We start from the raw sequence: 8,962 nt of genomic DNA on the forward strand, positions 1-8,962 counted from the left end.
TGATATTAATGTTCCTACTTCAAGAATTCAGGACATTCTCCATGGAAGAAGGAAAATCACAGTTGACACATCATTGAGACTTGCCAAGTATTTTGATGTTTCCGATAGCTATTTTTTAAGTATTCAGGACGACATAGATTTGAGGAATGCTAAGATGGAATTGGAAGTTGAAATATTGGGTATCAAAAAATGTGATTACTTGGTACAGATATCACAAAAGGCCTGATTTTGGAAGGAGGCTCCATGAAGATACTACAACTAGTCAGTAACGATTTTGAAGATCTTGAACTGTGGTGCCCAGTGATGCGCCTTAGAGAAGAGGGCATCCAGGTTGACCTGGTGGCAGAGAAAAAGGGTGAGTATACCGGAAAATACGGCGTACACTGTGAGGCTACGCTCACCTTTGATGAAGTGGATCCTAAGGACTACGATGGCGTGCTGGTTCCTGGAGGATGGGCTCCGGATAAGCTTCGCCGTTTCCCCAAGGTGCTTGAGATCGTGAAGAGCATGAATGACGATGGCAAGCTCATTGGCGAGATCTGCCATGCAGGCTGGGTTCTGATATCGGCGAAGATCCTTGATGGCCGGAAAGTCACCAGTACTCCGGGAATTAAGGATGATATGGAAAACGCAGGTGCTACCTGGCTTGACGAGGCAGTAGTTGTTGATGGAAACATAATATCAGCCCGCAGGCCACCGGATATCCCAGAGTATAACAAGGCGCTGGTGGAATTTCTTAAGGCTTGGAAGTAATCGAATAGGTAAGATGGAATTTTGCTAAGATATACCCTCTTTACTGAGCACCAGTAAGGAGGGTATTTATAAAAATGAATCTATTTGACGCGCGTCAAATGACGTAAGTAAAAATCGTCCTATACCCACCACCCTCAGAATTCGATATAATTGTTCTATCGATAATTTAGGAGGAAAGAGAAATGGCAATTGACAATAACTGCGGATACTGTGTAGGAGGAGAGCCTCTTGCAAAATTTGGCATCAAGATTTGTGACCTTGATGTAAGCCAACTGATCCTTTTTAAGGAGCAGAGCCACAAGGGCAGATGTATAGTGGCTTACAAGGATCATGTTAGCGAGATTGTAGACATATCTGATGAGGATAGAAATAAGTTCTTTGCAGACGTAAACAGAGCTGCCAAAGCTATCCACAAGGCATTTAACCCTGATAAGGTCAACTACGGTGCATACGGCGACACAGGATGCCACCTTCACATGCACCTGGTTCCCAAGTACAAGGACGGCTATGAGTGGGGCGGAGTTTTCGAGATGAACCCACAGAAGGTTTTCCTTTCAGACGCTGAGTACGACGAGCTTATTAAACAGATCAAGGACAATCTGGAGTAAAATGGATAATGGCAGAACAGCAGCACAAGAGACGAGTTCACTATTCGGGCAAGTACCCAAAAAAGTTTGAAGAAAAATACAAAGAGCAGAATCCTGACAAGTACAAGGACACCATAGACCATGTAATTGCCAAGGGTTCAACTCCTGCTGGAATGCACATTTCCATCATGGTAAAAGAGATCCTGGATTTCCTTCAGATCCATCCAGGACAGCAGGGGCTTGACTGTACTTTGGGGTACGGTGGCCACACCAGGAAGATGCTGGAAAAACTGGAGGGCCGTGGTTGTATCTACGGCCTTGATGTTGACCCTATAGAGTCTGAAAAGACCGTAAAGCGTCTTAGAGATGCTGGCTTTGGCGAAGATGCCTTTAAGTTCAGGCTTATTAACTTTGCAAACATAGATCAGGTGGCAGCTGAGGCAGGAGGTTTTGATTTCGTACTTGCCGATCTTGGCGTATCTTCCATGCAGATTGATAACCCTGAGAGGGGCTTTTCTTACAAGGTTGATGGCCCTTTAGATCTTCGCCTAGACCCGGCTCACGGAGAATCAGCAGCAGAGCGCCTTAAGCACATCACAAGAGATGAGTTTGTTGGCATGATGGTTGAAAACTCCGATGAACCCTATGCCGAGGAGATAGCCGACAAGGTCTTTTCCCTTATGAAGAAGGGCGAGAGCATAGACACCACAACGGCCCTCAGGGAAGCCATCGAAAGCGCTCTTTGGAAGCTTCCCAAGGATGAAAAGTCAGATGCTGTGAAAAAGAGCTGCGCCAGAGTGTTCCAGGCTCTTCGAATAGACGTAAACAGTGAATTTGAAGTGCTGTACGCATTTCTTGAAAAGCTTCCGGGAATCCTTAACCCCGGCGGAAGAGTTGCAATCCTTACCTTCCATTCAGGGGAGGACAGGCTTGTGAAAAAGTCCTTTAAGGAACTATATAAAAGCGGCGTCTACAGCGAAATTTCTTCAGATGTAATAAGACCTTCCGCAGAGGAATGCAGGGTCAATCCCCGCAGCAAGTCCACCAAGATGCGCTGGGCTATAAAGAGTAATTAGGATGGAGCAGAAAATGGCAAGACCAGAGTATCTTACAACCCTGTGTTACCTTGAAAGAGGTGACAGCTACCTCATGATGCACAGGATTTCCAAGAAAAAAGATATCAACAAGGACAAATGGATTGGCGTAGGTGGTCACTTTGAAGAGGGTGAGAGCCCTGAGGAGTGCATAAAAAGAGAGATTCTTGAAGAGACTGGATATGACATTCCACTGGATGAAATAGAATACAGGGCAGTGATCACCTTTATTTCCGATAAAGGTGACTATGAACTCATGAGCCTGTTTACGGCTAAGGCCCCTGAGGGAGAGCCGATTCCCTGCGATGAGGGCGTATTTGAATGGGTGCCAAAAGAAAAAGTTCCTTCCCTTAACATCTGGGAGGGCGATAAGATATTCTTCAGGGAGCTTGACAGGAGCCGTGAGTTCTTTTCCCTGAAAATGCGCTATGATAAAGAGGATAAACTGATCGAAGCGGTGTTAAATGGCCGGAATATTCTGTGACATTGGGCCAGTGATCAGCCCCTGAGGCATAGCTTTGATCAAAAGGTGGTTATGAGGAGTATGAAAAAGAAAATTTTGGCAACAGGACTGGTTCTTTCAATGATCCTGACGGGCTGCAGTTTGAACGATTATAACGAAGGGCTTGATGATGCCAACGAGCTTGTAAGCGGCGTTGTTGGTGCAATGAATGATATTGCAAGTGGGGCATCATCGGTAATGCAGGATGCATCGCCTACAGCCGCTTCTATAGCAGATGAAGTGAAAAATAGCATTGATGTAGTAAAAGACAGCGGAGTCCTTGATGAAGTCAAGGAAAATGTAAAAGACAGCGTTAAAGAGGCTGGAGACAAGGCCACAGATGCAGCAAAGCAGTCAATTAAAGATGCTGCTAAGGATGCATTAAACGGCATTTCCAAGGATGCTTTGAATGATGCTGCATCAGAGGCGCTATCAACCGTTGATAGCAGCAGTACAGCTGGAATCCTTAAATCCGCTGCGGATATTGAACTTACCGATACTGATGGAAATGGTAAAAACTATCATTTCTACTATGCTGGAGATGATTTCACAGCAATCTACACAACGGACAACTGGAAGGTTAAGGACTCCTACAGAGTTCACAGTGAGGCAGACATGATCATTATCTGTCAGGCCCTTATTGATGAGCATCCAGTCCGTGGAAAAGATATGGAAAGCTACAGAACAGCTGAAGATATGGCCTATGAATGGGAAATCCATAACATGGGTTATGCTTTCTTTTCAAATGATGAGAACCTCAGGAACAAGGCCAAAGATGTGGACTTTGATCCCAAGGACCAGGGACTTACCATAGAAGAGTTCTATGAGTCCAGAACAGGAAAAGAGTTTGACGTTAATGTAATACTTGGAAGTGGCTGAGTACCATTATTATCAGCCCCATAAATTGCGGAGCTATTATTTTGAAATACCGAAACATAGTAAAAGCTAAATTCATAGCAAGACCAAACAGGTTCATTGCCAGAGTAGATCTAGATGGCAATGAACTTGTTGTTCATGTGAAAAACACAGGGCGATGCAAAGAACTCCTTATCCCTGGATGCGCTGTTTATCTTGAAAAGGCGGAAAATCCTGTGAGGAAGACTCCCTATGATCTTGTGGCTGTAGAAAAAGATGGACGCATTATTAACATCGATTCACAGGCTCCAAACACAGTGGTAAAAGAGTGGCTTCTAGCACAAAATTATTATTCGAAAGTAAAACCTGAGTACAAATATGGGGATTCAAGGATAGATTTTTACATGGAAAAGGGTGATGAAAAGTTCCTGATGGAAGTTAAAGGATGCACCCTTTTTATTGACGGAATCGGGTATTTTCCTGACGCTCCCACAGAACGTGGAACCAAGCATTTAAGAGAACTTACAGAGGCTGTTAAATCTGGATTTAACACTGCGATAGCATTTGTTATCCAAGGAGAAGGAATATCAGAGGTAAGACCTAATGATAAAACTGACCCTGACTTTACCAAGGCTTTTTATGAAGCCCAAAAAGCTGGTGTTAAAATTTTATTCTTGAAATGCAAGGTCACAGAAGATAGCCTATATATTGTTTCGCAATAAAAACAAAAATATAGGAAGATTGTTGAGGGTAATTAAGTGTTTAAAAGAGAAAAAGGTTCATCTATCTGGGCATTTATGCCTGTTACTATTCTGACTGCAGTGTTCTGCTGCGTGCTGTGGGGATCAGCTTCTCCGGCGATCAAGATCGCATATGAATTGTTTCAGATTCCTGCAGATGATACGGCTTCACGCCTGATGCTTGCTGGTGCAAGATTTACAATAGCAGGTGTTATGACAATCCTGTTTGGGTCACTTCTGGCTCGAAAAGCCCTTGTTCCCAAGGTTAGCTCATTAAAGAATATATTGATCCTGGCAATGGTGCAGACTATCGGACAGTATTATTTCTTTTTCATGTCCCTGGCCAACACCAGCGGAGTAAGAGGCTCTCTAATAAATGCATCAGGTAATTTCCTTGCTGTCCTCTTTGCAGTGTATATTTTCAGACTGGAAAATATGACTCTTAAAAAGATACTTGGTTGTATCGTAGGATTTCTTGGTATTATAGTAGTGTTTGGAGGTGGTTCATCACTGCTTGCAGGTGATCCAATAACCTTTGCAGGAGAGGGCGCCATGCTTGTAGCAGCAACATTCTACGCAGCATCTGGATGCCTTATCAAGATCTTTTCAAAGGATGAGAACCCGGTTGTTTTAAGTGGCTACCAGTTCTTTGTTGGAGGAATAGTTCTTTTCATAGTAGGAAGGCTCATGGGCGGAAGCCTCGTATTCTACAACTCAGGATGTGTACTTAACCTTATCTACATGGGATTTATCTCCGCAGGTGCCTACACCATGTGGGGCGTACTTCTTAAGTACAACCCTGTGAGCAGGGTTTCGATCCTTGGATTTATCAATCCAATAATGGGAGTTGTGCTGTCGGCTCTTTTCCTTGGAGAGTACTCACAGGCCTTCTCACCAAGCAGCTTCCTGGCGCTTCTCCTTGTAAGTGCAGGAATTGTTATCGTTAACATCAATTTGAAAAAGTCGTAAGAGAATATTTCATGCAGAATTTTGAGACTGGGAACAGAGAAGAAGCAATCAGATATAAATTCACTTTAAAAGAGTGTCTTTTTGGCGATGCGGACTTTTACAGGCGCGTCGCTACTGTTGTTGTACCCATGATAGTGCAGAACACACTGTCAAATATTGTTGGCCTTCTGGACAACATCATGGTTGGGCAGGTGGGAACCCTTCCGATGTCGGCGGTTGCCATCGTTAACCAGATACTATTCATCTTTTACCTGTGTATCTGGGGATCTCTTGCAGGTGCAGGTATTTACAGTACCCAGTTCTTTGGGAAAGGAGATATGGAGGGCGTAAGGTATGCTATAAGGTTTAAGCTTCTTACTGCCATTACCATATTTACCATCGCTGCGTTTATACTGCATAACTTAGGACCTGACATTATTTCTTTATACATATCTGCAGATACCTTAGAGGCAGACAGGATTGCAACTATGGGGTATGCAGTCGGGTACCTCACTATTATGATTGTGGGACTTGCGCCCTTTAGCCTTGCACAGGTTTATGCCAGTGCCATGAGAGAGTCAGGAAGGACCACGCTTCCTATGGTGGCCAGCATGATCGCCATGCTGATAAACTTTGTGTTTAATGCGCTTTTGATCTTTGGCCTTTTTGGACTTCCCAAGATGGGAGTTCTAGGAGCAGCTATAGCGACTGTAATATCCAGATTTACTGAACTTGCCATCATACTTGTTGGGGCCCACAGGCCTGGAACACATTATGGTTTCTTTAATGGACTATACCGGAACTTCAGGATTCCTGGAAGTCTGGTTCTTCCTATACTTACCAAGTCTCTGCCGCTTCTTTGTAACGAGTTTTTGTGGAGCCTTGCTCAGGCAAGTCTTTTGCAGGCATATTCCGTAAGGGGAATTGCGGTTATTGCCGCTATGAATATCAGCGGAACCATATCTCAGATATTCAACGAAGTATTTTTGTCTATAGGTAACTCAACGGGAATCATAGTTGGACAGGAGCTTGGTGCTGACAGGCTGGTGAATGCCAGAAGGAGTGCATGGAGAATGGCGTCTCTTAGCATCATGAGCACCTTTGTTATGGGATCACTTCTTGCAATTGCAGCGCCCATCATTCCACAGATTTACAACACCGGGGATGACATAAAGATGCTGGCCACAAGGTGTATCTGGGTTGTTGCCATGGTAATGCCAATAAACGCATATGCCAATGTGTCTTACTTTACAATGCGTTCAGGTGGCAAGACAGCTGTGACATTTTTGTTTGACAGCTGCTTTGCCTGGGTGGTTACAGTGCCTTCAGCCTATATTCTCTCAAGGTTTACGGCTCTTCCAGCCCTTAACGTATTTATGATCGTTTCACTTCTTGAAATTTTAAAATGTATAATTGGATTCTGCCTGGTAAAGAGCGGAGTCTGGGTAAGGAATATAGTAAAGGCTGCCTGAGTAAACAGGCAGCCTTTTATTGTCTTATTAGTTATTCGGTTAAAAGAGATTTCATCAAGGGTTCAGCGCGTATTTCAGCATAAGTTCTGCAAGCTGAGCCTGCTCATCTTCAGAGAGGTTCTCTTGAGCGTATTTCATAAGACCAGCAGTGTCACCACTTGAAATATATGCCTGAACTTCTGGGATGTCCTCAAGCTCAACGTTGTTGGCTATGATTTCTGTAACTGTATCTTTATCTTCCTCTGTCATGGACTCAGCGATCTCTTTTACCTTGCCATCGGACTTTTCAATGTACTGATCAACAGCTTCGCTGACGATGGCTTTTTTAATAGGATTGGCAGTGCTCTTTTTGGTACTTGCGCTGGCCTCTACGGTTTCAACAGAAGCCTCGACATCTTTAGTTATTGATTTCCTCGCAAACAGGAATATTCCGCCAATTGCCAAGATGATAGCAAGTGTTATTATAAACGATTTAAAGGCTTTCATGGTTATGATCCTTTCATAAATCTTTAAGGTTGGTTTAAAGTGCAGGCTTTATTATAATGCTGTAAAGAAGCCATGTCAAAGAATGAAAAAAGGGGTATACCTCAAAAATTGAAAAGATACGATTTTACGATGATGATTGGGTGAAAAAGCTTGATTTGCAAAAAGCAGTACCAGAAATTGGTGAAAAATTCTTTGCAAAATGCCATAAATGGCTCAAGAAAAATGAAAAGTATTGTACCTCTTTTAATGAGATGAATGTTTTCACCCAAGCATAAGGACAAGACTATCAGGATAACGAGGAAGAATAAGAATGGGAAGAATAGTATCAAGAATAATAGATTTTTTTAGAGTAAAAAGATATATGATTAGCAAAATGCGGAAAAAACTAGCGTTTATTACCATATTCACCACCTTATGTCTTGCAGGGTGCGGAAAAGAAACGCCTGCCAACAGCGCAGATCCGCAGCAGACTGAGCAGTCTACTGAAAACAACGAATCGTCGACATCCACACATCAGGAATCCACTGATGTGACCACCACCATTACATCTCAGGAAACCACCGCTTCTCAGGATACTGCTGTCACCACCACTGCCACAGACACCACCCTTACCATAACCTGCATCAAAGGCGGAGCAGCAGATGCTTTCGTTTTGATCTCTGACAGTCATGTCACGATAATAGATACAGGCCTTGATAAAAAGGCAGACAAGCTGGTGGAGTTTTTAAATGAACAGGGTGTCACAAAAGTGGATGAACTCATAATCACTCATTTTGACAAGGATCATGTAGGCGGCGCAGACCACATCCTGAATAACTTTGAAGTTGGCACAGTCTACACCACTTATCATTCAAAAGAGTCTGATGACATAACAGCATATTTAGAGGCCCTTGAAAACAGTGGCCTTGAGGAGACCACTGTTTCGGAAAACCTGACTTTCGCTGCAGACGGGATCTCTTTTACCATATATCCACCTAAGTCTCCGGTTTACTACGACAGCACCAGCAACAACTCATCCCTTGTGATCAGGGTATCCCTTGGCGAGAACTCGATGCTCTTTGCAGGAGATGCAGAGTACGAGCGTCTTTCAGAACTTCTAAAGACAGAGGGCCTTGGCTCCACCATCCTTAAGGTTCCTCATCATGGGCGCTATAATGCTAACACCGAAGCCTTTATCAAGTGTGTAAACCCTCAGTATGCCATCATTACATCCAGTAACGGTGAACCTGAGGATCAGGAAGTTTTAGACATCCTTGCAGCAAATGGCACTAAGACTTACCTGACAAAAGATGGCGATGTCACCATAACTATGACTGCAGATGCTGTAGAAATCACACAGTGAACCAGGCATATGCATGTTCTGATTTGAATACTTTTTTACTTCCAATTAATGGAAGAAAATAGTAATATTGATATGTTATGGACTTATTTCAGTATATGCGCGAAAACAATATGGAAAAAGAATCTCCGCTTGCCGCCAGGATGCGCCCAAGGACCCTTGATGAGGTAGTTGGACAGCAGCACA

The 8,962-nt window shown here is 43.5% G+C and carries 11 protein-coding genes; 10 read left to right on the forward strand and 1 reads right to left on the reverse strand.

The genetic code is table 11. The features are described 5' to 3' along the window. The 9 genes from J6I68_RS11650 to J6I68_RS11690 all read left to right on the forward strand — a co-directional run. The coding region (locus J6I68_RS11650; protein ID WP_292220514.1) for a HigA family addiction module antitoxin at positions 1-226 on the forward strand (226 nt) is incomplete at its 5' end. Positions 227-243: 17 nt separating this feature from the next. Next, on the forward strand, positions 244-753 hold the full coding sequence (locus tag J6I68_RS11655; RefSeq protein ID WP_292220516.1) for a type 1 glutamine amidotransferase domain-containing protein: 510 nt from the start codon (positions 244-246) through the stop codon (positions 751-753). Between the two features lie 182 nt (positions 754-935). Then, on the forward strand, positions 936-1,361 hold the full coding sequence (locus J6I68_RS11660; protein ID WP_292220518.1) for an HIT family protein: 426 nt from the start codon (positions 936-938) through the stop codon (positions 1,359-1,361). An 8-nt stretch (positions 1,362-1,369) separates the two neighbouring features. Then, positions 1,370-2,416, forward strand: a complete 1,047-nt coding sequence (gene rsmH / locus J6I68_RS11665; RefSeq protein WP_292220519.1) for a 16S rRNA (cytosine(1402)-N(4))-methyltransferase RsmH — start codon at positions 1,370-1,372, stop codon at positions 2,414-2,416. A 13-nt stretch (positions 2,417-2,429) separates the two neighbouring features. Further along, positions 2,430-2,918, forward strand: a complete 489-nt coding sequence (locus J6I68_RS11670; protein WP_292220520.1) for an NUDIX hydrolase — start codon at positions 2,430-2,432, stop codon at positions 2,916-2,918. Between the two features lie 60 nt (positions 2,919-2,978). Further along, the gene (locus J6I68_RS11675) at positions 2,979-3,815 is read left to right on the forward strand and encodes a hypothetical protein (protein ID WP_292220522.1); all 837 of its coding nucleotides are present in this window, start codon (positions 2,979-2,981) and stop codon (positions 3,813-3,815) included. Between the two features lie 41 nt (positions 3,816-3,856). Beyond that, on the forward strand, positions 3,857-4,513 hold the full coding sequence (gene sfsA, locus J6I68_RS11680) for a DNA/RNA nuclease SfsA (protein ID WP_292220523.1): 657 nt from the start codon (positions 3,857-3,859) through the stop codon (positions 4,511-4,513). Positions 4,514-4,549: 36 nt separating this feature from the next. Continuing rightward, complete coding sequence (locus J6I68_RS11685) at positions 4,550-5,500, forward strand: DMT family transporter (protein WP_292220524.1); 951 nt, start codon at positions 4,550-4,552, stop codon at positions 5,498-5,500. A gap of 11 nt (positions 5,501-5,511) precedes the next feature. After that, the gene (locus tag J6I68_RS11690; RefSeq protein WP_292220527.1) at positions 5,512-6,951 is read left to right on the forward strand and encodes an MATE family efflux transporter; all 1,440 of its coding nucleotides are present in this window, start codon (positions 5,512-5,514) and stop codon (positions 6,949-6,951) included. A 54-nt stretch (positions 6,952-7,005) separates the two neighbouring features. Here J6I68_RS11690 and J6I68_RS11695 read toward each other — a convergent pair whose 3' ends face one another. Next, entirely contained in the window at positions 7,006-7,437 is a 432-nt protein-coding gene (locus J6I68_RS11695) for a hypothetical protein (RefSeq protein WP_292220529.1), read from the reverse strand. 373 nt (positions 7,438-7,810) lie between these two features. Between J6I68_RS11695 and J6I68_RS11700 the strand changes: the two genes are divergently transcribed. Continuing rightward, complete coding sequence (locus J6I68_RS11700) at positions 7,811-8,779, forward strand: ComEC/Rec2 family competence protein (RefSeq protein ID WP_292220530.1); 969 nt, start codon at positions 7,811-7,813, stop codon at positions 8,777-8,779. The last annotated feature ends 183 nt before the right edge of the window (positions 8,780-8,962 follow it).

The organism is Butyrivibrio sp. (assembly GCF_017940685.1).
Lineage (GTDB): Bacteria > Bacillota > Clostridia > Lachnospirales > Lachnospiraceae > Butyrivibrio.